Source organism: Streptomyces sp. NPDC058697 (genome assembly GCF_042715345.1).
Lineage (GTDB): Bacteria > Actinomycetota > Actinomycetes > Streptomycetales > Streptomycetaceae > Streptomyces > Streptomyces liliifuscus.
The window spans coordinates 1-24,757 of record NZ_JBHXSU010000013.1 but is presented as its reverse complement, the minus strand read 5'-3'; the positions used below and the strand labels follow the sequence as shown (position 1 = coordinate 24,757).

Sequence of the window (24,757 nt, the reverse complement as noted above, 5' to 3'; positions counted from 1 at the left end):
GAAGAAGGGGGCCGAGAGTGACCCATGAGGCCATGGAGGCAGGCCTCCACGCGGGCTCGGCCGCCGACGCCGACCGACCGCTGCGCATCGCGCTCCTCACCTATAAAGGGAACCCGTTCTGCGGCGGCCAGGGCGTCTACGTACGGCACCTCTCGCGCGAGCTGGCCCGCCTCGGCCACCAGGTCGAGGTCATCGGCTCCCAGCCCTACCCCGTGCTCGACGAGGGCGAGGGACTCGACGGGCTCTCCCTCACCGAGCTGCCCAGCCTCGACCTGTACCGCCACCCGGATCCCTTCCGGACCCCGAAGCGTGACGAGTTCCGTGACTGGGTCGACGCGCTAGAGGTCGGCACGATGTGGACCGGCGGCTTCCCGGAACCGCTGACGTTCTCGCTGCGCGCCCGCCGCCATCTCCGCGCCCGCCGCGGCGACTTCGACGTCGTGCACGACAACCAGACCCTGGGTTACGGGCTGTTGGGGGACGTCGGGGCCCCGCTGGTCACCACCATCCACCACCCCATCACCGTGGACCGGCAGTTGGAGCTCGACGCCGCGGAGGGCCGGCGCCGCCGGATGTCCGTACGCCGCTGGTACGCGTTCACGCGCATGCAGAAGCGCGTCGCCCGCCGGCTCCCCTCCGTCCTCACCGTCTCCGGCACGTCCCGCCAGGAGATCGTCGACCATCTCGGCGTACGCGACGACCGCATCCACGTCGTCCACATCGGTGCCGACACGGACCTCTTCTCGCCGGATCCGTCCGTGCCGCAGGTGCCGGGGCGGATCGTCACCACGTCCAGCGCGGACGTCCCCTTGAAGGGCCTCGTATTCCTCGTCGAGGCGCTCGCCAAGGTCCGTACGGAGCATCCCGCCGCGCACCTCGTCGTCGTCGGCAAGCGCGCCGAGGACGGGCCGGTCGCCCAGCTCATCGAGCGGTACGGCCTCGAAGGCTCCGTCGAGTTCGTGAAGGGCATCTCGGACGCGGAGCTCGTCGACCTCGTACGGTCCGCCGAGGTCGCCTGCGTGCCTTCCCTCTACGAGGGCTTCTCGCTGCCGGCGGCCGAGGCGATGGCGACGGGGACACCGCTCGTCGCCACGACCGGCGGGGCCATCCCCGAGGTCACCGGCCCCGACGGCGAGACCTGCCTGGCCGTCAGGCCCGGCGACGCGGGGGCGCTGGCCGCCGGGCTGAGCAGGCTGTTGGGCGACCCCGCCCTGCGCGCCCGCCTCGGCACCGCCGGCCGGGACCGCGTCCTCCGCCACTTCACCTGGGCCAAGGCCGCCGAGGGCACGGTCGCCCGCTACCGCGAGGCGATAGCGGGCCCCTCCACAGACGGCCCCGGGCCCCTCACCGCGGCCTCACAGGCCTCAAACCCCGCGCCCACCACCGGCCTGGACGGCGCGTCCACCACCGCTTCGGCGCCGACGCCTGCCGCTCCGCTGGGCCCGGCGTCCGCCACCCCGCCGGCCTCGGCGTCCGCCGCTCCGCTGGACCTGGCGTCCGCCTCCCCTTCGCAGGTGGCGCCCGTAACCGGTCTTGGTGGGGCGCCCGCCACCGGTCTGGGTCGGGCGTCCGCCACCGCTTCGGCTGCGGCGCCTGCCACCCCTCTGGCCCAGGCGCCCGCCAGTCCTTCGCAGATGGCGTCCGCCACCCCTCTGGGCCTGGCGTCCGCCACCACTTCGGCACCGGCGCCGGCCGCTCCGTTGGACATGGTGTCCGCCACCGGTCCTGGTGGGGCGCCCGCCACCGCTTCGGTCGCGGTGCCTGCCACCCCGGTGGCCCCGGTGCTCGCCAGTTCTTCGCACGCGGCGCCCGCCACCGATCTGGACGGAGCGTCCGCCACCGCTTCGGCGTCGGCGCCTGCCACCCCGGTGGCCCCGGCGCCCGCCAGTCCTTCGCAGGTGGCGTCCGCCACCCCGCCGGCCCTGGCGTCCGCCATCCCTCCGCACGCGGCGCCCGCCACCCCGCCGGCCCCGGCGCCCGCCACCCCTCCGCACGTGGCGTCCGCCACCGCCGTGAGCGTGGCGCCCGCCACCGCAGCCGTGAACGCGGCGCCCGTGACCGCCCCCGTGGAAACCCCTCACCGTGAAAGCAGGACCACGTGCTGACCGTCGACTTCTCCCGGTTTCCGCTTGCCCCGGGGGACCGTGTGCTGGATCTCGGGTGCGGGGCGGGACGCCACGCCTTCGAGTGTTACCGGCGCGGCGCGCACGTCGTCGCGCTGGACCAGAACGGGGAGGAGATCCGCGAGGTCGCCAAGTGGTTCGCCGCGATGAAGGAGGCGGGGGAGGCGCCGGAGGGCGCGAGCGCCACCGCCATGGAGGGGGACGCGCTCCAACTCCCCTTCCCCGACGAGTCGTTCGACGTCGTCATCATCTCCGAGGTGATGGAGCACATCCCGGACGACAAGGGCGTACTCGCCGAGATGGTCCGCGTGCTCAAGCCCGGCGGGCGGATAGCCATCACCGTCCCGCGCTACGGGCCCGAGAAGGTCTGCTGGACGCTCTCGGACGCGTACCACGAGGTCGAGGGCGGCCACATCCGCATCTACAAGGCGGACGAACTGCTCGGCAGGATCCGCGAGGCCGGCCTGCGGCCGTACGGCACGCATCACGCCCACGCGCTGCACAGCCCCTACTGGTGGCTGAAGTGCGCGTTCGGCGTCGACAACGACAAGGCGCTGCCGGTACGGGCGTACCACAAGCTCCTCGTCTGGGACATCATGAAGAAACCCCTGGCCACCCGGGTCGCCGAGCAGGCGCTGAACCCCCTGATCGGCAAGAGTTTCGTGGCGTACGCGACCAAGCCCCACCTGCCCGTCGACGCCGCCTCGGTGGACTCTTCCGACGCTGCCACGGTGGACCCTTCGTGACGACACCGCGCACGGAGCACCTCGTCCTGACCGGAGTGCTCACCGCGGAACAGGCCGCGCAGACCGTCCGCGGCATCCTGGACGTGCAGCGTGCGGACGGCGCCATACCGTGGTTCCGCGGACACCACCTCGACCCGTGGGACCACACCGAGGCCGCCATGGCCCTGGACGCGGCCGGCGAGCACGAGGCCGCCGGGCGGGCGTACGACTGGCTGGCCCGCCACCAGAACCCGGACGGTTCCTGGTACGCGGCCTACGCCGACGGAGACGCCACCGACGTCACCGACCGAGGCCGCGAGACCAACTTCTGTGCCTACGTCGCCGTCGGCGTGTGGCACCACTACCTCGCCACCGGCGACGACACGTTCCTGGACCGGCTCTGGCCGACCGTCTTCGCGGCGGTCGAGTTCGTCCTCGAACTGCAGCAGCCCGGCGGACAGATCGGCTGGAAGCGCGACGACGACGGGACGCCCGTCAACGACGCGCTGCTGACCGGGAGTTCGTCCGTCCACCACGCCCTGCGCTGCGCCCTAGCCATCGCCGAGGAACGCGAAGAGCCCCAGCCCGACTGGGAGTTGGCGGTGGGCGCACTGCGCCACGCGATACGCCGGCACCCGGAGCGGTTCCTCGACAAGGACCGCTACTCGATGGACTGGTACTACCCCGTGCTCGGCGGCGCACTGACCGGCGCCGAGGCGAAGGACCGCATAGAGGGGGGCTGGGACCGCTTCGTTGTCCCGGGGCTCGGCGTGCGGTGCGTCGTCCCCAACCCGTGGGTGACGGGCGGCGAGTCGGCCGAACTCGCCCTGGCGCTCTGGGCCGTGGGCGAGTCCGACCGGGCCCTGGAGATCCTCCAGTCGATCCAGCATCTGCGGGACCCGGGAACCGGCCTGTACTGGACGGGCTATGTCTTCGACGCCCAGGCCGTCTGGCCCGAGGAGCTGACCTCCTGGACGGCCGGTTCCCTGCTCCTCGCCGTCGCCGCTCTGGGCGGCGACGAGGCGACGTGCGCGGTCTTCAGCGGCGACCGCCTGCCGACGGGCCTGGACCCGGACTGCTGTCAGTAGGGGCCGGGCACCCGCTCGGTACGTACTCGCACCTGCTCAGTACGTACGTCAGTGACGGTGGGCGCGGTTGGCGATCGCGTGCCCCACGAAGAGGTACACGACGGCCGCGAGGCCATACCCTGCGACGACCCGTGCCCACTGCTCGTCGAAGGTGAACAGGTCGTGCGACCAGCCGGCGAGCCAGCGTGCCGCGTCATGGATGAACTGGACGAAGTCATTGCCCTGGTTGGCGTCCAGCAGGTACATCAGGATCCAGAGGCCAAGGATGAGGGCCATGATGTCGGCGACGACCGCGATGACCGTGCCGGCCTGGTTGGCACCGCTACTGCGAGTTCGAGAGGACATGCTCTGCGAGTTGCCCTTGAATCCTGGATGAAACCCGTTGCGGTCGGTCGGGTTGGAATCCGCCGAGGTCAACGTGACCCCCGGGAGGCGGTGACAAACCCTCCCCGTGATGGTTCGTCAGCGATTAATCTTGGTTCCAACTGCCGTTCGTCGTGAGGTGGTTCGGCGGTAAGCGCTGTCACCGACGATCCTGCCCCACGCTAGGGGGAGACGCCGGTGTCCGCGAACAGATCCGTGTCAGAGGAACCCCGTCTGGTCGTCAACAGACCCGAGCGCAGTCGCCTGCGCCGCACACTCGCTCTCACACTCCCGGTCCCCGTGGTCGGCCTGATCCTGCTCCTGGCCTCCGGCCATCTGCTGATGCCGCTCGACCGGGTCGTCACGATCGAGGCCAAGATGGCCTCCAAGAGGGACTTCTTCGAGGATCCCGAGGTCAAGCGCATCCTGATGGAGCACGGTTTCCGCGTCCACATCACGAGCATGGGCTCCCGCGACATCGCGAACCAGGACGTCGAGGGATACGACGTGGTGTTCCCCTCCGGACAGCCCGCGGCGGACCTGATCACCAACAAGCGCGCGAAGGCGGGCAACCCGGTGCTCACCTACCGGCCGTTCGTCAGCCCGATCGTGCTGGGCACCTACCGGGCGTACGCCGAGACGCTGAAGGACGCGAAGGTCGCAGAGCCCCAGTGGAGCGGGAGCGTCGGCGGCAAGCCGCTGTACTACACGCTCAACATGTGGAAGTTCCTGGAGCTGACCGAGAAGAACAAACGGTGGGACAAGGTCGGCATCAAGAAGTACGGGGTGCGGAACGGCAACAAGATCCTCGCCCAGACCTCGAACATCTGCCAGTCCAACTCCGGCGGTACGTATCTCGGTCTCGTCGCCTTCGTGAGGCACACCAACGACGCTCCGAACGGCATGCGCGAGGCGGAGGAGCTCGCCGAGGAGATCAAGCCGCTGCTCGTCGAACAGGGCCTGCCCGCATCCGAGATGGCCGAGACCTACCTCTCCCCGAACGGCAAGAGCATCTCGCCGATCGCGGTCTTCTACGAGCACCAGTACCTCGCCCACCAGATCCGCTACCAGAAGGCGAAAGGCAGGCCCGACACCGACCGTGTCCTCCTCTACCCGGACACCCGTTTCGTCACCGAACCCCAGCTGGTCGCCCTCACCAAGGACGGCGAGCGGCTCGGTGAACTGGTGACGAAGAACCCCGAACTCCAGTCCCGAGCAGTGGAGTTGGGCTTCCGGCCGCGGGACGCCACCGCGGACGAGATGAGCGACCAGCTGGCGAAGTTCCTGACCGACCGCCGGATCCAGGCACCCGTCACCTCGGCCGACGACACCAAGGCGGTCCTCCCCAGTCTGTCCCTCCTGGAGCGGATGATCCAGATCGTCGGAGACTGCCCGGAGCCGCAGAAGGACCCCAAGTGAGACGCGGGCTGCGGGCCCTGGCCCTGTGCCTGACGCTCACCCTGACCGTCACCGTCACCGTCACCGCCTGCACCGGAAACGACGACGAGAAGACCACCCTGCGCGTCCTCGCCGGACCCGACCTCGCCGTACTGGAGCCGCTCCTCGACGAGTTGAAGGACGAGACCGGTGTCGAGCTCGACATGGACTACCGGGCCGACGCGGACACCGGTGACGACCTGGTCCCTGGCTCCGGCACCGGAAAGGGCGGCGGGCACGACCTGGCCTGGCTCTCCACCGACCGCTCCTTCCGGCTGCGCCACAAGGACACCGCCCAGCGGTTGCTGCGTACACCGACCATGCTCTCGCCGGTCGTCGTCGGCCTGCGGCCGGACGTCGCACGCGAGCTGCGCGCCAAGTCGCCGGGCGGCAGGCTCAGTTGGGCCGACATCGCCGACGCCGCCGCCACCGGGACCGTACGCTTCGGGATGGCCGACCCCCGGCAGACGGGCAGCGGGCTCGCCGCGCTCGTCGGCGTCGCGACCGCCGCGGCGGGCACCGGCGGCGCCCTGCGCGAGAACGACGTCTCCTGTGACCGGCTGCGCGGCTTCCGCTCCGGCCAGAAACTCACCGCCGACTCCACCCGCGACCTGCTCGACGACTTCGTCGACCACCCCGGCACGGCCAACGCCCTCATCACGTACGAGTCCGACCTGCTCGCCCTCAACTCCGGTGGCCGGCTGAAGGAGAAGCTGGAGATAGTCCGCCCCGAGGACGGCATGGTCCTCGCCGATTTCCCCCTGCTGCTCCTCGACCAGGAAGACCCGGACCGGCGGGCCGCGTACGACAAGGTCGTGGAGTGGCTCCAGCGGGACTCCGTACAGGAGAAGATCATGCGGACGGCCCTGCGGCGGCCGGTGAGCCCGTCCGTCCGGCGGGACGGACAACTGCGCGCCCCGGTCGGCAACGCGCTCTACTTCCCCGACCAACTACGCGTCGTGGAAAGGCTGTTGGACGACTACGGTGATCCCCGGCGACGCGTCCCCGACCAGGTGATCTTCCTGCTCGACTTCTCCGGATCGATGCGCGGCGAGCGCATGACGGCCCTGCGCGAGGCCTTCGCGGACCTCAGCGGCGCGGACTCCTCGGCGACGGGCAAGTTCGCACGCTTCTACCAGGGCGAGCGGCTGACCGTCGTACGGTTCGGCGAGCGCGTACTGGAGGAGAGGACCGTCACCGTCGACGGACAGAAGGACCTCAAGACACTCGCCGACGTCGTCGCGCGCGGCGGCTACGGCGACGCGACCGCCGTCTGGACCGCCCTCGACCACGGCTACCGCACGGCCTCGACCGTCGTGGCCGACGACCCCGAACGGGCCGTGTCCATCGTCCTGATGACGGACGGCGAGAACAACTCCGGTATCGCGTACGAGGAGTTCGTACGCCGCTACGAGGCGCGGTCGGCCGAGACCCGCGCCGCGGTCCACACCTACCCCGTGCACTTCGGGGAGGCCGACGCGGGCGCACTGCGGCGCGCGGCCAAGAAGACGGGCGGACGCATGGTGGAGGCGCAGGGCTCATCCCTTTCCGAGGCGTTCAAGGAGATCCGTGGCTGTCGTTGACGCGCAGTGGTGGGGTGTGTGGTGGCCCTGGATGACGGTGTGGCTGGTCACCGCGGCCGGTCTGGTGACGCTCTGTGCCGTGCTGGCGCGGCACGTCCGGGAGCGAAGACGGCGGGCGCTCGGGCAGCGGTCCGCGTACAGCATCTGCTTCTACCTCGACGAGAAGGCGGTGATGGACCTCTACCGCATCGGCAACTACAGCGCGGCGCTGGAGCAGGCGGTCGAGCACCGGACCAACGTCAATACCAGCCTGGGTCTTTGGGGCAGGCTGCTGCCGTGGACGGTCAAGGCCAACCGGGACATCAGCCAGGAGAAGTTCAGCAGTTACGTCCAGAGGAGCGAGCCGATCTCCGTGATCGGGATGCTCATGGACGCCTTCGAGCGCGCCGACGTCATCGTCCACGCCGACCTGCGCTCCGGGGATGTCACCCCGAACCGCGCCCTCGCCGAGACCCTCGGCCCCGAGGCCGGCCGCGGCGGGCTCGCGCTCAGCGACATCGAGGAGTTCGTCTCGGTCCGCGGCCGCTTCCTGGTCGAGTCGGACTCGGCCGAGGAGATCGTGCTGCGTGCCCCGTACGGGGATCCCGGGCAGCCCTCCCACGTCCGCGTCACCTGCGCCGCAGGCGGCCTGCGTGGCGAACGGATCAACGACGGGACCTTCCAGGCGCGTTGCCTGGGCAAGATGACCGGCTGGCGCTCGGACACCCGCGAGGTCACGCTGGAGGCGATAGCCATATTCCGCTAGACGTCAGCGGGCCCCAAAGGGGCGCGGGGAACTGCGCGACCAGCCACAACGAACCCGCAGATGAAGCACCACACTTCAGCAGCGGAGCACTCAGTTGAGTTCGGCCAGCGTGCGCAGCGTAAGCCGGTCCGGTGACAGCACCAACAGGTCCGTCACCGGACCCTTCCTCCACAACTCCAGCCGCTCCGCGATCCGTTCGCGCGGCCCGACGAGCGAGATCTCGTCGGCGAACGCGTCGGGCACGGCGAGCACGGCCTCCTCACGCCGGCCCGCCAGGAACAGCTCCTGGATACGGCGGGCCTCCTCCTCGAAGCCCATCCGCGCCATCAGATCGGCGTGGAAGTTGCGTGCCGCGTGCCCCATGCCGCCGATGTAGAAGCCGAGCATCGCCTTCACGGGCAGCAGTCCCTCGGCGACGTCGTCACAGACCTTGGCCCGGGCCAAGGGTGCGACGAGGAAGCCCTCGGGAGCCGCGTCGAGAGAGGCCTCGTACACATCGGTCCTGAACGGCGACCAGTACAACGGCAGCCAGCCGTCCGCGATCCGGGTGGTCTGCGCGATGTTCTTCGGCCCCTCGGCGCCGAGGAGGACGGGCAGTTCGGCACGGAGGGGATGCGTGATCGGCTTGAGTGCCTTGCCGATCCCCGTCCCGTCCTCGCCCCGGTACGGATGCGAGTGGAACCGCCCGTCCAGCTCCACGGGCCCCTCGCGCCTGAGGACTTGGCGTACGACATCGACGTACTCCCGGGTCGCGGTGAGCGGCGACCTGGGGAACGGGCGCCCGTACCAGCCCTCGACGACCTGGGGACCCGACAGGCCGAGGCCGAGCATCACGCGGCCGCCCGAGAGATGGTCGAGCGTGAGCGCGTGCATCGCGGTCGTGGTGGGGGAGCGGGCCGCCATCTGGGCAATCGCCGTACCCAGCTTGATCCTTGAGGTCTGGGCCGCGATCCAGGTGAGCGGCGTGAAGACGTCGGAGCCCCAGGACTCGGCGGTCCACACGGAGTCGTAACCGAGCCGCTCCGCCTCCTGGGCGAGAGGCACATGGTCCGCCGAGGGACCACGTCCCCAGTAACCGAGAGCGAGTCCGAGCCGCATGCACACCACTCCTGACGGTCCGTCAGATACTGGACACCCCGGCGACTGTACGCCGAACGGCCCCCCACCCGGAAGAGCGCCGAAGTGCTCGTGCGGATGGAGGGCCGTGGTGGAATCCGGCGGCGGTGGGCGTCAGCCGCGCTGGATCCCGGACGTGTCCTGCAGAACACCCCGGCGGCCGTCCTGCGTCTGCGCCACCAGGCTCGGGCCGCGCTGCTCGACGGCCAGGTACCAGGTGCCCGGCGCCAGTTCGGCGATCGGAGTCGGCGAACCGTCCTCCGCGAACAGCGGACGCGGCACCGGCACGGCGAACCAGAACGGCGAGAACTCCCCGCCGGACGGCTGCGCCTGCGGGGCCTGCGCCTGCTGCGGCTGGGGCTGCGTGCCGAACGGCTGACCGGGCTGACCGGGCTGCGGCTGACCCCCGTAGGGCTGGCCGGGCTGCGGGGCACCGGCGCCCGGGTAGCCGTAACCCCCCTGCGGCTGACCGCCGTACGGCTGCGGGGCGGCCGGCTTGGGGGCGGGGAGGAGGGGGCCCTTGAGGGCCGGGACGAGGGGGGTGGCGACCGCGGCGCCGGCGAGGGCCAGCGTGGCGACCAGGCTGAGGATGAGACCGGTGCCCGCCCCGAAGTTGGTGAGACCGCCGTTGTTGTCGAAGCCACCGGCCGGGTCGAAGATGTTGCCGAGCGCGCTCCAGGCGGCGAACACCGTGAAGGCGATGCCGAACGGGCCGAGTTCGATACCGGCGACCTTCGGCAACTGCGGCAGGCCGCGGGCGACGACGATCAGCGCGGCGCCGATGAGGCCGGCGAAGGTGACGCTCAGGAGGAGAGGGCCACTTCCCCAGGCGTTGGGAATGTCGGCGCTGTCGCCGGCCCCGTCGATCGAGTAAATGTCGAGGAACGACGCGATCAACAGCAGAACCGCTGCTCCGATCACCACGCCGTCGCCTCGAGTGAGGGAGCGGATATTCACTTCAGGTCCTTCGTCAGTCGTCTCGTCATCGGTGGAGGCGTCGCTGTCACCATGTCGCCGTAAGGCCGCGGTGTGAAGCGCGGGGGTGGCCCCTCATCGTAGAGATGACACTATCGTCAGGCCGAACGGGGTGTCCGCCGGGATCAGCACGCAGATCACCAGTCCGTGCAGGAAACTCACGATTCCGTTACTCGGAGTCTCTGTGACTCTCGGCATTCCAGGCGTTACGGCCAGGAAGGTCCGTGACGGTGTCACCACAGCGCGAGTTGCGCTTCGGTGTCCTGGCGACGGTCTCCCGCTTCCTTCCGCCGCTGGTGCGGCAGGCTTGCGCCACCTGCCCGCCCGCCTCGTCCGGTGTTCCGGTCGGGGCGTTGGCGGCGGGTCTTACGGTCGGCTCCACGGGGCTTCGACACGCGTGGCGTGTCCTGGTCTCCGGCCACTCCGGTACCAGTAATGCGGGCCGCCGCGAGGGCGACCAGGTTGTGTGCTGCGTTCTTGTCGCGGTCGAGGATCAGGCCGCAGGCGTCGCACGCGAAGACTCGGACGTGCAGCGGCAGCTTGGCTTTCACTGCGCCGCAGTTCGAGCAGGTCTTTGAGGAGGGGTACCAGCGGTTGGCCACGATGGTGGGGCAGGCGTTGCGTCGGCCCTTGTAGGTGAGCTGGCGTCGGATCTCCCCGAATCCGGCATCGGCCACGCGGCGGGCGAGCCGTTTGTTGCGGAGCATTCCGGTGACATTGAGGTCTTCGATCACCACCGTGCCGTACTCGGCGCGTACGCGAGTGGTGAGTTTGTGCAGCGCGTCGGTGCGTAGGTTCGTCACTCGGTGGTGGATCTTATTGCGCTCACGGTTGGCTTTCTCCCACCGCTTCGAGGGCTTCTGACCGGTCCTGCCGTCTGGCTCCTGCCGTCGGGAGACACGGCGGGAATGGAACCGAAGCAGCTTGAGGGCGCCGTCCAGATGCTTCGGGTTGGGCTCGTAGCGGATCTCTCCGGAACTGTCGGCCAGGACCGCGAGGTGCTTGACGCCCAGGTCGATGCCGACTGCCACATCCGGACGGTCGACACGGGTGATCTCCCGGGCCATTTCCACCTGACAGGAGACGAACCAGCGCCCGCGCTCATGCCGGGCGGTCGCGGACAGGATGCGTGCCGTGCCGGCCCGGATGCGGGTCAGCAGCTTGATGGCGGATTCGTGGGTGCGGATCGTGCCCAGCCGGGGCAGGCTGACGTGCCGGCCATCCGGCTCGATGCGGATCGTGCCGGTGGTGAACCGGCAGGCCTGGCGCGCCTTCCGCTTCGGCTTCAGGCGCGGGATCCCCACCCTGGCACCCTTGCGTTTGCCCCGTTTGGACTTGGCATAGCTGTCGAACGCGGCAGCCGCGTTCGACAGGCCGGTGTTGTATGCCTCTTTGGAATTCTCCTGCCACCAGCCGGCGAATCTCGGGTCGGTGGTCTTGATCCGGTTGAACTCCTTGCGCAGTGTGGGGAGCGACCACGACCGCCACGGTGTCAACTCCTCGTCGCCAATGCCGTAGGAAGTTTCGGCCTTGCGCTGCCACCATGAGGCGGTCACCCATGATACGGCCCAGTTGTAGGCGGCCCGGGCGGCACCGCAGTGCGAACGCAGCGCCTGCTCCTGTCCGGCGTTCGGATCGAGAGCGAACTTGTAGGCCTGCACAACACAGCCGGGCCGCGGCCGGAACTTCCTGCTCACTCGGCAGCCCCCTTGGCTTCGAAGATCCCCTCGCCGTGCCCAACGAGCACCTCGCGCAGAGGTCACGCATTCGATGAGGGAACACCAGTTTCCATCTGGGGACGCAAAGACCCGGGCCTACGCCGCACAGGACGCGCCATGCCGCACCGTTCAGGTCGGAGGGCTTCACGCAGCACGACACAGGCCGAGCGAGGCTGAGATGCACTGATGGATGGCTCAGCGGCAGTTGTCTACTTCTTCAGGAAGCTTGCGATGCCGTCCGAGATTCCCTGCGCCGCCTTCTGCCGCCACGCGCTGCTGGTCAGTTGGGCGGCGTCCTTGCTGTCGCGCATGTTGCCGCACTCGATGAAGACCTTGGGAACCGTTGACAGATTGAGACCGCCGAGGTCCTTGCGGACGTCGAGGCCGGTGCCGCCGCCGATGTAGTTGGAGGGGGCGCTGCCGGTGACGCGCAGGAAGCTGCCTGCGACGCGTTCGCCGAGTTCGCGGGACGAGGCCACGATCGGACGGGTGTCGGCCGCGCCGGAGTGCACCGAGCCGGGCAGGATCACATGGAAGCCGCGGTTGCCGGCGCCTGCGCCGTCCGCGTGGATCGACACCACGGCGTCGGCGCCGGCCTTGTTCCCGATCTCGGCCCGCTCGTCGACGCACGGGCCCCAAGGGCGGTCGCCGTCCTGGGTGAACTTCACGGTGGCGCCCTCCTTCTCCAGGACGGTGCGCATCCGGCGGGCGACGTCGAGGGTGAACTTCGCCTCGGTGTAACCGTCGTTGGTCGCCGTACCCGTCGTGTCGCACTCCTTGGAGTTCGTCCCGATGTTCACCTGCTGGTTGATCTCCGACGTGTGCTGGAAGTTGCCGGGGTTGTGACCGGGGTCGATGACGACGACCTTGCCCTTGAGCGGGCCGGAGGCGGCGGTCGCCGACGCGGAGGGCGACTCGCCGGGTTGCTCCTTGCTGTCGTCCGAGGCGCCCGGTGTGGCGGGCCTGCCCCACGAGGAGGCGGACGAGGGCGACGCCTGCGCGTCCCCGCCGGAGTCCCCCACCGTCTGCCACACCAGCCAGCCCACCAGCGCGCCCGGCACGAGCGCGGCGACGGCCACGGTCAGGGGGCCGCGCAGGGGGTGGCGCGGGGGACGGGGAGGTTCGAAGTCAGGACCTACGTACGACACGCCTGCCACCTTACGGGCACCCCCCGGGGTCCGCAGGTTTCCCTGGGCCACGCCGGTGACGGTGTCGACGGCCAGGCCTGTCGCGCTGCCCGTGATCACGCAGTGCGGGCCGGAGCGCCCCTGAATCGGGGGCTCCGGCCCGTCTTCGGGACGTACGGCCGCAGGACCGGATGCCTACGTGTCGGAGATGTCGAGCCTGCTCACCTTGATGGCGGACGTGTCGTGCTCCCAGACGACGAAGAACTTGCCGGGCGCGTACTCGTCGGCCATCGGGTACGTGTCCCAGCCGGCGCCCGTGCCGGCCGGTGTCGGGTCGTCGGCGGGGCCGTCGGCGAACAGCTTGGCGGCTCCCCACGCCTTACCGGGGCTCTTGACCTTGTAGTTCAGGACCTTGCGGTAGGCACTGGCATCAAGAGAGGTGTTCGCGATGGTCAGATACCGGCCGGCGCTGTCCGTGGTGAAGAACACCTTGGAGTCGTAGGACGGCACGTTGCTGTCCAGGGCCCAGTCGGTCCAGGACTGGCCGCCGTTGTCGCTGGTGGCCGTCACCGCGGAGACCTTCGACACGGCGTAGTTGCTGCGCGCGACCATGATCAGCTTGTTCGGGTCGTCCTGCGAGACGGTGAGCTGCGGTTCGCCGCCCATGTACTTGTTCGGGTCCGGGATGGCGGGACGGGCGACCCACTTCTTGAGGTCGGTGGAGTACAGCACCCCGTTCTCCCGGCCCGACGCCCAGTACGGCATGACGTGATCCCCGTTGGCCAGTTGGAGCGGACGTCCGGCGAAGGCGAGGTTCCCCAGGCCCTCGTCGGTGGTGGTGGCCGGGTCGTCGAGCGGCATGTCGACGGCGTAGTCCTGCCAGGTGTGCCCCTGGTCGGTGCTGCGCTTGACGACGATGTCGTTGATCGGCAGACCGTTGTCGTTGTTTCCGTCGCCGTCGGTCTCGCTGTCGTCCAGCACCGGGGTGCGGCCCATGTACGCGAAGAGCTCGTCGCCCACCTGGTAGAGGGTGACGTAGTGCCAGAGGTACTCACTGGTCTCCTGCGCCAGCACCTTCGGGTGGGACCACTTCGCCCCGCCGTCGGTGGTGTACGAGTACCGGATGTACCCCTCGTCGACCCTGCCGGGCAGGGTGCCCTCCCGCCAGGCCACGACCGCGTTGTTCGAGCTGGTGCTGATGATGTCGGGGACGCGGAGGCCGTCGCCCTCGGTCTCCTGGTTCGTGTAGACGGTCCTCACGTCGGAGACCCCCGCGGCGGACGCGCTGTCGGGGGCGACGAGGAGGGCCGCGAGCAGGGCGGCGACGAGGGTGAGGAACGTCGTCAGGTAGATCGGCCGAGGTGCTCCCGAGGGCCGCTGTCCCGTTACCAGAGCCACTGCTGGTCCCTCCCCGAGCAGGTCCACTGCATGGCCTCGGTTCCGTTGGTCGTGGTGCTGTTGGGGATGGCCAGGCAGAGGGAGCTGTTGGCGTTCCGCAGCCGGTCGGTCTCGTCGTGGGCCCAGACCTGGTCGGTGTTGTCGCTGCACGGCCACTGGATGGCCTTGGCGCCCCCGTCGGTGCTCGAACTCCCGATGGCGAGGCACTTGCCGGTCGCCTGGTTGCGCACCCGGTAGCCGTTCGTCACGGGTTCGAGCGTCCAGTACTGGCTCGCGCTGGTACTGCAGGTCCACTGGATCAGCACGACCCCGTTGGCCGGATTCGCGTTGGGGACTGCGAGGCACTTTCCGGTGCCCTGGTTGTAGAGCCGGGCGTACACCGGCGCCTCGGCGGCCGCGGCCGCCACGGTGGTCCCGGCCGCCGTCTCGGCGCTCTCCGCCGCCGACGCCGTGCCGGTCAGCGAGGACCCCGTCAGCACGGGCGCGCTCAGCAGGGCGACGGCCGCCGCGGCGACGGCTCGTCCTCTCACCCTGGAGCTCGCCGACGCTCTGCTCCTTGTCAACTGCTCATCCCTTTCTGCGTGTTCGAGAACGAGGGGTGGCCCTCCGGAAGAGGGCCACCCGGTTGATCACTACCAGAGCCACCGCTGGTCCGTGCTCGTGGTGCAGGTCCACTGAATGGCTTCGGTGCCGTTGGCCGGGCTGGCGCTGGGGATGGCCAGGCATCTGTCGCTGTTCAGGTTCCGCAGGCGGTCGATGCTGTCGTGGATCCAGATCTGCTCGCTGCCGCCGCCGCACGTCCACTGAATGGCCTGGGTGCCGTTGGCCGTACTGGCGTTGGGCATGGCGAGACACTTGTTGCTGTTCAGGTTCCGGACGCGGTAACGGTCGCCGTTTCCGCCCTCCACCGCTTCCAGCTGCCACTGCTGTTCACCGTCGCCGCTGCAGTCCCACTGGATCAGGCCGATGCCGTTGGCCGTGTTGGCATTGGGAACGGCCAAGCAGTTTCCGGTGCCCAGATTGACGAGAGTCTTGTAGGCGGCTGCTTCGGCGTGGGCCGCCGTGGACAAGGCCAGTGCGCAGGCGGCCGTGGTGGCCACTGCGGCGACTCGCGCGACGATTTTCGTGGTCTTGGACATGGTGATGTGCCCCTCGGTCCGGTCGGGAACGGTGTGCGAGACGTACCCGGCAAGAATGCGGTGGGGCTCCTGGGGCTGTCGTGAGCGGTGAGTCCACAGATCCTGCGCTCTGCGTCTACTCCGCCGGTTCCGCCGGTTCCGCCTGTTCCATCCGCTCCGTCTGCTCCGGCGAGGAAAGCGCCTGGAGCCGGTACTCCTTGGGCGTGAACCCGTACGCGCCGCGGAAGGCGCGGGTGAAGTCGGAGGCGCGGGGGAGGCCCCAGCGGGCGGCGACGGTGTGGATGGGGACGGCGCGCAGCGCTGGGTCCGCCAGGTCGCGCCGGGCACCCTCCAGCCGTAGCCGGCGGATCCAGGCCGCGACCGTCTCGCCCTGTCCGTCCTCGTCCCGGGCCGACTCCTGGAAGAGCCGGTGCAGATAGCTGACGGAGATGTGGTGTGCGGCGGCGATCACGGGTGGTGTGAGCCCCGGGTCGCGCAGGTTCTGCCAGATGAACGCCCGTATGCGCGTGGTCATGGCCCGGTGACGGGTCTCCGGCGGCAGGGCGTCCTCGACGTCGAGCACCTGGGCGAACCAGGCCGACAGCAGGTCGAGCAGCACCGTCCCCAGGCGCGGTGCTTCGGACGGCTCAAGGACGCCGGACTGCCGGTCCAGGCCGATGAGGAACTCCGTCAGCAGCGAGCCGGTCCCCTCCCGCCCCGACAGCCGCCTGCCCAGCAGCTCCCGGACCCGGTCCGGCGACAGGGGCAGCAGTGACTTGGGGAAGTCCACGGCCACACCCGTGATCAGCTGGCGGCCCCCGCCGTCCGGCGGTTGCACGTCGTACGGCTCAGCGGTGTCGGTCACCCACAGGTCGCGCGGGCCGTACAGGTCGGTCCGCCCGATGTGGTCCAGCCCCAGCCCGCCGCCGAGCATCAGGGACAAGTGGTACATCTCGGGGTCGCACTGACGCACCATCTTCTCGGTGCGCAGGAATCGCGAGGGCAGGAACGACGTCGGCCACACCATCATCGGGCCCAGCTCCAGCAGGCGCTGTTCCGCCCAGAAGTCGCCGGCGTGGTCACTGGTGATGTCGCTCGGCGCGATCGCCCGGTGGACCAGCTCACGCCAGTAGTCGAACCTGTGCTCCGTCGGCACGTCCTCGCTCCGGAACACCGTCCCGATCATCCCGCCCCGTCCCTCCCCGGTCGCCGGGCGAGCTGCCGCCCAACTCCGCCCGTGCGGAGGGTACTTCAATCTTCATACGGTGCATTCGGGTGCCTTGGGAAGCCGACTCGGGCCGGACATCGCGACCACCCCCCAGCCTCAGATCCCCGGGCCCGTCCGCCGCAGCACTCGCAGCGAATCCGTCACCGAGACCTCCGTGAACGCGCCCGACTCCAGCGCCCGCAGATACACGCGGTACGGCGCCTGCCCGGTGAACTCGTCCACCGGGTCGGGGAACACGTCGTGGATGAGCAGCAGCCCGCCCTCGGCGACATGGGGCGCCCAGCCCTCGTAGTCACCGGTCGCGTGTTCGTCGGTGTGGCCGCCGTCGATGAAGACGAGGCCGAGAGGGGAGTTCCAGAAGGCGGCGATCTGCGGCGAGCGGCCGACGACTGCGACCACATGGTCCTCCAGACCCGCCCGGTGGAGCGTACGGCGGAAGGCCGGGAGCGTGTCCATGACGCCGAGCTCCGGGTCGACCGTGGCCGGGTCGTGGTACTCCCAGCCCGGCTGCTGCTCCTCGCTGCCGCGGTGGTGGTCGACGGTGACCGCCGTGACACCGACCTCGCGGGCGGCGCCGGCCAGCAGAACAGTGGAACGCCCGCAGTACGTGCCCACCTCCAGCAACGGCAGCCCCAGCCGCCCCGCCTCGACGGCAGCCCCGTACAACGCGAGCCCTTCCCCCACGGGCATGAACCCCTTGGCACCCTCGAAGGCAGCGAGAATCTCGGGCTTGGGCGCGGCGGGCATGGGGTTCCTCCAGGTCGTACGAGTACGGGGGCGCCCCATGGTGCACCACGCCCCCGGCTCGTGGGAGACGGGGGCGTGCGCTGATGCTGAGCGCCAGGGGCGCCCTTCAGGGGCGCGGGGAACTGCGCGACCAGCCCCCACCGACCCGCGGACGAACTACGACGCCCCCAGCGGAACGCTCACCCCGGGCAACGAGAGATCCAGCTCGACCGCCCGGTCACCCCCCGGGTGCGTGGCCGACGAGGCCAGCGGCTCGTGGCCCGGAGCCTTCGCGGCCAGCACATACGCACCCTCCGCGGGCACGGCGAGCACATAGTCGCCGCCCTCCGCCGAGAGCGTCGCCCCCGCCTGCCGCCCCCGCCGGTCGATCAGCGTGACTTTGGCCCGCGCGACCGGAACACCGTCGGCGGTGAGGACACGGCCACGGAAGCCGGCCGGAGCGGTCTGGTCGGCCGGGGCCGGTTCAGGCGAGACCTCGCCATGTTCGGCGTCCTCACTGGACGCCACCAGATGCGGCTTCGCCGCGTTCACGGCAGCCCGCCGCCCCGGCAGGAACGCCGCGAACACCAGCCCCACCAGCACCGCACCCGTGGCGATCAGGAACGACACCCGGAACCCCTGCATCGTGGGCACCGCGACCCCGCCCACCTGGTCCGCCGTGTTCGCCAGGACCATGCCGATCACGGCACTGGACACGGACGTACCGATCGAGCGCATCAGCGTGTTGAGGCCGTTCGCCGCGCCGGTCTCCGACGCCGGGACGGCGCCGATGATCAGTGCGGGCAGCGAGGAGTAGGCGAGACCGATGCCCGCGCCCAGGACGACGGCGATGACGATGGTCTGCCAGGCGGCGCTCATCAGGCCGAGGCCGGCGCCGTAGCCGACCGCGATGATCAGCATGCCGATCATCAGGGTGACCTTGGGGCCGTACTTGGCGGAGATACGGGCGTACACCGGCGCCGTGAACATCATCGTCAGGCCGAGCGGAGCCACGCACAGACCCGCGACGACCATGGACTGGCCGAGGCCGTAACCGGTCGACGTGGGCAGCTGGAGGAGCTGGGGCAGGACGAGCGAGACGGCGTAGAAGGCGACGCCGACCATGATCGAGGCGAGGTTGGTGAAGAGCACCGCGGGGCGGGCCGTGGTGCGCAGGTCGACCAGCGGCGCCTTCAGGCGCAGCTCCATCAGGCCCCACAGGAGGAGGACGACCGCTGCCGCGCCGAACAGGCCGAGCGTGGTGCCGGAGGTCCAGCCCCAGTCGCTGCCCTTGGTGATCGGCAGGAGGAAGAGGACGAGACCGGCGGAGAGGCCGAGCGCGCCCCAGACGTCGAAGGTGCCCACCGCGCGCATCGGGGATTCCGGTACGAAGGCGAGGGTGAGCAGGATGGAGAGGGTGCCGAGGCCCGCGGAGCCGAAGAAGAGCGCGTGCCAGTCGGCGTGCTGCGCGACCAGGGCGGCGACCGGCAGGGCCAGACCGCCGCCGACGCCGATCGAGGAGCTCATCAGGGCCATCGCCGAGCCGAGCTTCTCGCGCGGCAGCCCGTCGCGCATCAGGCCGATGCCGAGCGGGATGGCGCCCATCGCGAAGCCCTGCAGGGCACGGCCGACGATCATCACGAGCAGATCACTGGTGAAACCGGCTATCAGCGAGCCCACGACCATCACGGCCAGGCTCGCGATCAGCATGCGCCGCTTGCCGTACAGGTCGCCGAGGCGCCCCATGATCGGTGTGGAAACGGCGCCCGCGAGCAGGGTCGAGGTCATCACCCAGGTGGCGTTGCTCGGCGAGGTGCCCAGCAGCTCCGGCAGGTCCTTGATGACCGGCACGAGCAGGGTCTGCATCACCGCGACAACGATGCCCGCGAAGGCCAGCACCGGCACGATTCCGCCGCCGCCGGGCCTTCGCGTACGCGGGTCCGTCGTTGTCCGGGTCATTACGTGCTGCCTCCAGAGGCGAGAGCGGGGTAGGTGCAGGGTGAACCCCGTGCGCCCAGGCAACTATTCCGTTGCTTCGAGCCGCTAACGAATTCTTGACTTTCTCATTACATGGAGACGTGGACGGGAAGTGGGTCGGCGGCGGATCGGGGGGAGGCCGGAAATGGATCCGTCGGTATCTGACCTTCCGTCAGATTGGAACGTGTTCTAGTCTGCGCCGCATGGGGATCGGGATCACGCGGGAACAGCGGGACCTGGCCGAGGCCGTACGCGGCTGGATCGCCCGGACGGTGCCACCCGAGGAAACGCGCAAGCTGCTCGACGCACCCGGCGGCCAGGGCGGCCGCCCCGCCCACTGGGACGCGCTCGCCGCGCAGGGATTCCTCGCGGTGCACCTCCCGGAGAAGTACGGAGGCGGCGGCGGGACGGTGCTCGACCTCGCCGTCGTACTGGAGGAGGCCGCACGGGCGGCGCTCCCCGGGCCGTACGCGGCGAACGCGCTCGCCTCGCTCGTACTCGCGAGGGCGGGCGCCACGGCCGAGGGGCTGGTGCGGGACATGGCCGGGGGCGAGCGGATCGGGGCGGTCGCCCTCGGGACCGGGACGCTGACCGCCGTGGCCGACGCGGACGGGTGCGGGTACGGGTACGTGCTCGACGGGACGGCCCCGCCGGTACTGTCCGGCGGCGACGCGGACGTGCTGATCCTGGCGGCGTCGGCGTCGGCGTCGGCCTCGGGGGCTGGGGCGTCGGGTGGTCGCACGGTGTGGATGGCGGTGGACGCCTCGCAGCTCTCGGTCCGCGTCCACGAGAGCGCCGACCCGACGCGCGCGACCGCGGAAGTGGTGGCCACGGCGGTACGCGTCCCGCCGGACCGCGTCCTCGACATCGACTCGGCGCTCGTGCGGGACCTCGCCGCCGCCGTGTTCGCCGCCGACGCGTGCGGGACCGCCGCGTGGGCGCTGGAGACCGCGGCCGAGTACGCGAAGGTGCGGGAGCAGTTCGGGCGGCCCATCGGTCAGTTCCAGGGGATCAAGCACCTGTGCGCCGACATGCTGGTCCGCGTCGAGCGGGCCGGTGCGCTGGCGTGGGACGCGGCCCGTGCCGTACAAGAACCCGACGGCGTAAGGGAGTTGGTGACCGCTCTCGCCGCCGGTGTCGCGCTCGACGCGGCCCTCACATGCGCCAAGGACTGCGTCCAGGTACTGGGCGGCATCGGCTTCACCTGGGAGCACGACGCGCATCTCTACCTCCGACGGGCCCTGGTGGCACGGCAGTTGCTCGGCCACGGACACCTCCTGCGGGCGGTCGGAGCGGCGGAGAACGGAGCGAGACGCGAGCTCCGTACGGAGCTTCCCGAGGCGGAGGCCGCGCGGCACCGGGTGGCGGCCCGCGCGGTGATCGCGCGCGTACGCGGCCTCGAACCGGCGGCCGTACGGAGGGAGTTGGCGCCCACCGGGTACACGGCACCCCATCTGCCCCCGCCGTACGGACTCGGTGCCGGGCCCGTCCAGCAGCTCGCCGTGCAGGAGGAACTGGCCGCCGCCGGAGTGCGCGTCGGTGATCTCGGGATCGCCACCTGGGTCGTACCGTCGCTCATCGCCTACGGGACCCCCGAGCAGCAGGAGCGGTATCTGCTGCCGACGCTGTGCGGGGACGTGCTGTGGTGCCAGCTCTTCTCGGAACCCGGGGCCGGGTCCGACCTCGCCTCGCTCCGCACCCGCGCCGAGCGGACGGCGGACGGGCGCTGGCGCGTCAACGGGCAGAAGGTGTGGACGAGTTCGGCCCAGTGGGCGGACTACGGGATCCTCCTCGCCCGGACGAATCCGGACGCGCCCAAGCACAAGGGGCTCACCTACTTCGTCGTCGACATGAAGGAGACGGACGGCATCGAGATCCGTCCCCTGAAGGAGATCACCGGCGAATCCCTCTTCAACGAGGTCTACTTCGACGACGTCGTGCTGCCCGCCGACGCCGTGGTCGGTTCGGTCGACGACGGCTGGCGGGTCGCGCGCAACACCCTCGGCAACGAACGCGTCCACATGGCCGATCAGTTGACCTTCGGCACCGGCCTCGAAGCGATCGTCGCCCGCTCCGCCGGCCTCGACGACACCGTGCGGGAACGCGTCGGAACTCTGATCGCGGAGGCCCACGCCCTGGGCTGCATTGGACTCCGTACGACCATGCGGCAGGTCTCCGGCGTGGACCCGGGCGCCGGTGCCTCCGTACGCAAGCTCGTGCAGACCGCGCACCAGCAGAAGGTCGCCGAGCTGGCACTCGAACTCCTCGGCCCTGCCGGTGCGTTGCGCGAGGGCGCCGGGGAGCGGGCCGTCCACGGATTCCTGCTCAGCCGGTGTCTGACCATCGCCGGCGGGACGACGCAGGTGCAGCTGAACGTGGTCGCGGAGCGCATCCTCGGCCTGCCGAGGGACCAGCGAGCGGAAGAGCGAGCGGAAGAGCGAGCGGAAGACCGGGGAGAAGCATGAAGGCGTACGTCGTCGGTGTGGGCATGACCAGGTTCGAGAAGCCGGAGACCCGGGACTGGCAGTACTGGGACATGGTCCGGGAGGCGGGCACGGGCGCCCTCACGGACGCCGGGATCTCGTACGACGCCGTGGAGCAGGTGCCCGTCGGCTACTGCTTCCAGGCCTCCACGGCCGGACAGCGGGCCGCCTACGAACTCGGCCTGAGCGGAGTGCCCGTCTACAACGTGAACAACAACTGCGCGACCGGCTCGACCGCGCTGATGCTCGCCCGGCAGTTCGTGGAGGGCGGCGCGAGCGACTGCGTACTGGCACTGGGATTCGAGAAGATGGCGCGGGGGGCGCTGGGAGGCGGGGCCGACGGCGGCGACTTCAAGACGTCACCGGTGGCGCGTCACTACGCCGTGATGGCGGCGCGGCACGGTTTCGAGATGACCCCGCCCACCGCCCAGATCTTCGGGAACGCGGCGCGCGAGCACATGGAGAAGTACGGCACGACCGAGGCGCAGCTCGCGGCCGTCGGGGCCAAGAACCACCGGCACTCGGCGAACAACCCCAACGCGCAGTTCCAGGACGTCTACACGGTCGACGAGATCCTCGCCGCACGTACCGTGCACGCGCCGCTCACCAAACTCCAGTGCTCGCCCACCTCGGACGGGGCCGCCGCGGCCGTCGTCGTGTCGGAGCGGTTCGTGGAGCGGCACGGGCTGGGGGAGCGGGCCGTGGAGATCGTCGCGCAGGCGATGACCACGGACACGGAGGAGTCGTTCGCGTCCGGGTCGTGCATCGACGTCGTCGGGCAGCCGATGTCCCGGGCCGCCGCCCGGCAGGTGTACGAGAGGGCCGGGCTCGGCATCGAGGACGTCGACGTCGTGGAACTCCACGATTGCTTCTCCGTCAACGAACTCCTGACGTACGAGGCGCTCGGCATGTGCGAGGAGGGCGAGTCCGGGAAGCTCGTGGAGTCGGGCGCGACGACGTACGGCGGACGCTGGGTGGTGAACCCCTCGGGAGGGCTCATCTCGAAAGGACATCCCCTGGGAGCCACCGGAATCGCCCAAGTAGCCGAACTGGTCTGGCAGTTGAGGGGCGAGGCGGCGGCCCGGCAGGTGACGGACGCGCGCGTGGGCCTCGCGCACAACATCGGGCTCGGGGGAGCGGCGGTGGTGACCCTGCTGAGGCGGGGCTGAGCGGGGCTTCCGAGCGGGGCCGGACCGGTGAGGAGTGGCGGCCTGGGGCCTAGGTCCTGCGGCCGACGGTCCGTCCAGCGAAATCCCGATGTACGGGGCACGGGACCGCTGCGAGCATGACACGCATGCCCACGCTCAGAACCGCCGCAGAGATACCCGTGTCCGGTCGTGCCGCGCCGCCCACCTGGGTGGTGGTGGCACTCGCCTGCGCGGGACAGTTCCTCGTCGTCCTCGATGTGTCCGTGGTCAATACGGCGTTGCCGTCGATGCGGGCCGACCTGGGGCTCAGCGCCCCGGGGCTCCAGTGGGTCGTCAACGCGTACACGATCGCCTTCGCCGGATTCATGCTGCTCGGCGGGCGGGCCGGGGATCTGTACGGTCGCAAGCGGATGTTCCTGATCGGGCTCGCGCTGTTCACGCTGGCCTCGCTCGCGGGCGGGCTCGCCCAGGAGGGCTGGCAGCTGCTGGCCGCACGGGCCGTGCAGGGTCTCGGGGCGGCGGTGCTCGCGCCCTCGACGCTGACGATCCTGACATCGGCCGTGCCCGAGGGCGCGGCACGTGCGCGGGCCATCGCCACCTGGACCGCCGTCGGCGGGGGCGGTGGCGCGGCGGGCGGGCTCGTCGGCGGGGTCCTGGTCGACGGGCTGTCGTGGCGGTGGGTCCTGCTGATCAACGTGCCCATCGGTGCGGTGGTGCTGGCCGGTGCCCTGCTCTGGCTCGTCGAGAGCCGGGCCGGCGACGGGCGGCGGATCGACCTGCCGGGAGCCCTGTTGGTGACGGGCGGTCTCGCGACCCTCGCGTACGGGATCGTGCAGACCGAGGCCGAGGGGTGGACCTCGGCCGAGACCCTGGTGCCGTTGGCCGCCGGGGCCGTCCTGATCGGGCTGTTCGTGCTCGTCGAGGCGCGGACGAAGGTGCCGTTGATGCCGCTGAAGCTGTTCCGGCTGAGGTCCGTGTCCTCCGCGAACGTGGCGATGTTCCTGTGCGGCGCGGCGATGTTCTGCATGTGGTTCTTCATGACGCTGTACGCCCAGAACGTGCTCGGCTATTCGCCGCTGGACGCCGGACTCGCGCTCGTGCCCAGCTCGCTCGCGGTGATCCTGGGCTCGAAGGTCGCGCCGCGGCTGATGCCCGTTGTGGGGGCGCGGAATGTCGCCGTGCTCGGGGCGCTCGTGGCCGCCGTCGGGTTCGGCTGGCAGTCCACGATGACTGCCGACGGTGCGTATCTCACCGCGATCATGTTCCCCGGCATCCTGATGATGCTCGGCGCCGGTCTTTCCGCGACGCCGCTCGCCGCGCTGGCCACGTCGGGGGCGGAGCCGGGGGAGGCGGGGCTGGTGTCGGGGCTGATCAATACCTCCCGCACGATGGGGGGTTCTATCGGGCTCTCCGTGATGTCGACGATTGCCGCTGCGCGGACCGGGGGTGGGGTGTCGCCGGAGGCGTTGACGGAGGGGTATGCGTTGGTGTTCCGCACGGGTGGGGGTGTGTTGCTGGTGGGGGTTGTGCTGATGCTGGTGTGGCTCCCTCGGGTGGCTCCGCCGGGGGTGCGTTGATGGCTGCGGGCCCGGTGGGGGCTGGTCGCGCAGTTCCCCGCGCCCCTAAAAGCGGGGCTGCGCCCCTCGCTTTTGTCTTTTAAGGGGCGCGGGGAACTGCGC

Annotated in this window: 19 protein-coding genes and 1 pseudogene; 9 read left to right on the top strand and 11 right to left on the bottom strand. The window is 70.3% G+C overall.

Annotated elements, in window-relative coordinates; genetic code table 11:
- Window positions 1-17: 17 nt before the first annotated feature.
- From ACFWXQ_RS27730 to ACFWXQ_RS27720, 3 genes and pseudogenes are all read left to right on the top strand, one after another.
- Window positions 18-1,323 (top strand): annotated as a pseudogene (locus ACFWXQ_RS27730) (glycosyltransferase family 4 protein); the annotation flags it as partial.
- 775 nt (window positions 1,324-2,098) lie between these two features.
- Window positions 2,099-2,869, top strand: a complete 771-nt coding sequence (locus ACFWXQ_RS27725; protein ID WP_383936369.1) for a class I SAM-dependent methyltransferase — start codon at window positions 2,099-2,101, stop codon at window positions 2,867-2,869.
- Window positions 2,866-3,936 carry a prenyltransferase gene (locus tag ACFWXQ_RS27720; protein ID WP_383936371.1) on the top strand — a complete coding sequence of 357 codons (1,071 nt, stop codon included), beginning with the start codon at window positions 2,866-2,868 and terminating at the stop codon, window positions 3,934-3,936. Before ACFWXQ_RS27725 ends, ACFWXQ_RS27720 begins: the two co-directional genes overlap by 4 nt.
- Before the next feature lie 48 nt (window positions 3,937-3,984).
- On the opposite strand, the gene ACFWXQ_RS27715 is transcribed toward ACFWXQ_RS27720, so the two are convergent.
- Complete coding sequence (locus tag ACFWXQ_RS27715; protein ID WP_383936373.1) at window positions 3,985-4,281, bottom strand: hypothetical protein; 297 nt, start codon at window positions 4,279-4,281, stop codon at window positions 3,985-3,987.
- Window positions 4,282-4,497: 216 nt separating this feature from the next.
- Between ACFWXQ_RS27715 and ACFWXQ_RS27710 the strand changes: the two genes are divergently transcribed.
- Genes ACFWXQ_RS27710 through ACFWXQ_RS27700 form a run of 3 tightly spaced genes read left to right on the top strand, consistent with a single transcriptional unit; the run spans window position 4,498 to window position 8,064 of the window.
- On the top strand, window positions 4,498-5,718 hold the full coding sequence (locus tag ACFWXQ_RS27710; protein WP_383936375.1) for a hypothetical protein: 1,221 nt from the start codon (window positions 4,498-4,500) through the stop codon (window positions 5,716-5,718).
- Entirely contained in the window at window positions 5,715-7,319 is a 1,605-nt protein-coding gene (locus ACFWXQ_RS27705) for a VWA domain-containing protein (RefSeq protein ID WP_383936377.1), read from the top strand. Before ACFWXQ_RS27710 ends, ACFWXQ_RS27705 begins: the two co-directional genes overlap by 4 nt.
- Entirely contained in the window at window positions 7,306-8,064 is a 759-nt protein-coding gene (locus ACFWXQ_RS27700) for a hypothetical protein (RefSeq protein ID WP_383936379.1), read from the top strand. The genes ACFWXQ_RS27705 and ACFWXQ_RS27700 overlap by 14 nt, the downstream gene beginning before the upstream one ends.
- 90 nt (window positions 8,065-8,154) lie before the next feature.
- Here ACFWXQ_RS27700 and ACFWXQ_RS27695 read toward each other — a convergent pair whose 3' ends face one another.
- From ACFWXQ_RS27695 to ACFWXQ_RS27650, 10 genes are all read right to left on the bottom strand, one after another.
- Window positions 8,155-9,162 (bottom strand): LLM class F420-dependent oxidoreductase, encoded by a 1,008-nt coding sequence (locus ACFWXQ_RS27695; protein WP_383936381.1) that lies wholly within the window; start codon window positions 9,160-9,162, stop codon window positions 8,155-8,157.
- A gap of 132 nt (window positions 9,163-9,294) precedes the next feature.
- Window positions 9,295-10,137 (bottom strand): hypothetical protein, encoded by an 843-nt coding sequence (locus ACFWXQ_RS27690; protein WP_383936383.1) that lies wholly within the window; start codon window positions 10,135-10,137, stop codon window positions 9,295-9,297.
- A gap of 251 nt (window positions 10,138-10,388) precedes the next feature.
- Window positions 10,389-11,852: an IS607 family element RNA-guided endonuclease TnpB gene (gene tnpB / locus ACFWXQ_RS27685; RefSeq protein WP_386269418.1), complete on the bottom strand. Its 1,464-nt coding sequence runs from the start codon at window positions 11,850-11,852 to the stop codon at window positions 10,389-10,391.
- 230 nt (window positions 11,853-12,082) lie between these two features.
- Window positions 12,083-13,021 carry an N-acetylmuramoyl-L-alanine amidase gene (locus tag ACFWXQ_RS27680; protein ID WP_383936387.1) on the bottom strand — a complete coding sequence of 313 codons (939 nt, stop codon included), beginning with the start codon at window positions 13,019-13,021 and terminating at the stop codon, window positions 12,083-12,085.
- A 174-nt stretch (window positions 13,022-13,195) separates the two neighbouring features.
- Entirely contained in the window at window positions 13,196-14,398 is a 1,203-nt protein-coding gene (locus ACFWXQ_RS27675; protein ID WP_383936389.1) for a sialidase family protein, read from the bottom strand.
- Window positions 14,386-14,928 carry an RICIN domain-containing protein gene (locus ACFWXQ_RS27670; RefSeq protein WP_383936391.1) on the bottom strand — a complete coding sequence of 181 codons (543 nt, stop codon included), beginning with the start codon at window positions 14,926-14,928 and terminating at the stop codon, window positions 14,386-14,388. Before ACFWXQ_RS27670 ends, ACFWXQ_RS27675 begins: the two co-directional genes overlap by 13 nt.
- Window positions 14,929-15,030: 102 nt before the next feature.
- The gene (locus tag ACFWXQ_RS27665; protein WP_383936393.1) at window positions 15,031-15,537 is read right to left on the bottom strand and encodes an RICIN domain-containing protein; all 507 of its coding nucleotides are present in this window, start codon (window positions 15,535-15,537) and stop codon (window positions 15,031-15,033) included.
- Between the two features lie 115 nt (window positions 15,538-15,652).
- Window positions 15,653-16,702 carry a helix-turn-helix domain-containing protein gene (locus tag ACFWXQ_RS27660; RefSeq protein ID WP_383936395.1) on the bottom strand — a complete coding sequence of 350 codons (1,050 nt, stop codon included), beginning with the start codon at window positions 16,700-16,702 and terminating at the stop codon, window positions 15,653-15,655.
- 138 nt (window positions 16,703-16,840) lie between these two features.
- Window positions 16,841-17,491 (bottom strand): class I SAM-dependent methyltransferase, encoded by a 651-nt coding sequence (locus ACFWXQ_RS27655; RefSeq protein ID WP_383936397.1) that lies wholly within the window; start codon window positions 17,489-17,491, stop codon window positions 16,841-16,843.
- A 156-nt stretch (window positions 17,492-17,647) separates the two neighbouring features.
- Window positions 17,648-19,429, bottom strand: coding sequence for an MFS transporter (locus ACFWXQ_RS27650; protein ID WP_383936399.1), 1,782 nt, complete (start codon window positions 19,427-19,429; stop codon window positions 17,648-17,650).
- 221 nt (window positions 19,430-19,650) lie between these two features.
- On the opposite strand from ACFWXQ_RS27650, the gene ACFWXQ_RS27645 reads away from it, so the two are divergent.
- The 3 genes from ACFWXQ_RS27645 (at window position 19,651) to ACFWXQ_RS27635 (ending at window position 24,655) form a co-directional block, all read left to right on the top strand.
- Complete coding sequence (locus tag ACFWXQ_RS27645; RefSeq protein ID WP_383936401.1) at window positions 19,651-21,912, top strand: acyl-CoA dehydrogenase; 2,262 nt, start codon at window positions 19,651-19,653, stop codon at window positions 21,910-21,912.
- On the top strand, window positions 21,909-23,099 hold the full coding sequence (locus ACFWXQ_RS27640; RefSeq protein ID WP_383936403.1) for a lipid-transfer protein: 1,191 nt from the start codon (window positions 21,909-21,911) through the stop codon (window positions 23,097-23,099). The genes ACFWXQ_RS27645 and ACFWXQ_RS27640 overlap by 4 nt, the downstream gene beginning before the upstream one ends.
- A gap of 125 nt (window positions 23,100-23,224) precedes the next feature.
- Window positions 23,225-24,655: a DHA2 family efflux MFS transporter permease subunit gene (locus tag ACFWXQ_RS27635; protein ID WP_383936405.1), complete on the top strand. Its 1,431-nt coding sequence runs from the start codon at window positions 23,225-23,227 to the stop codon at window positions 24,653-24,655.
- Window positions 24,656-24,757: the final 102 nt, after the last annotated feature.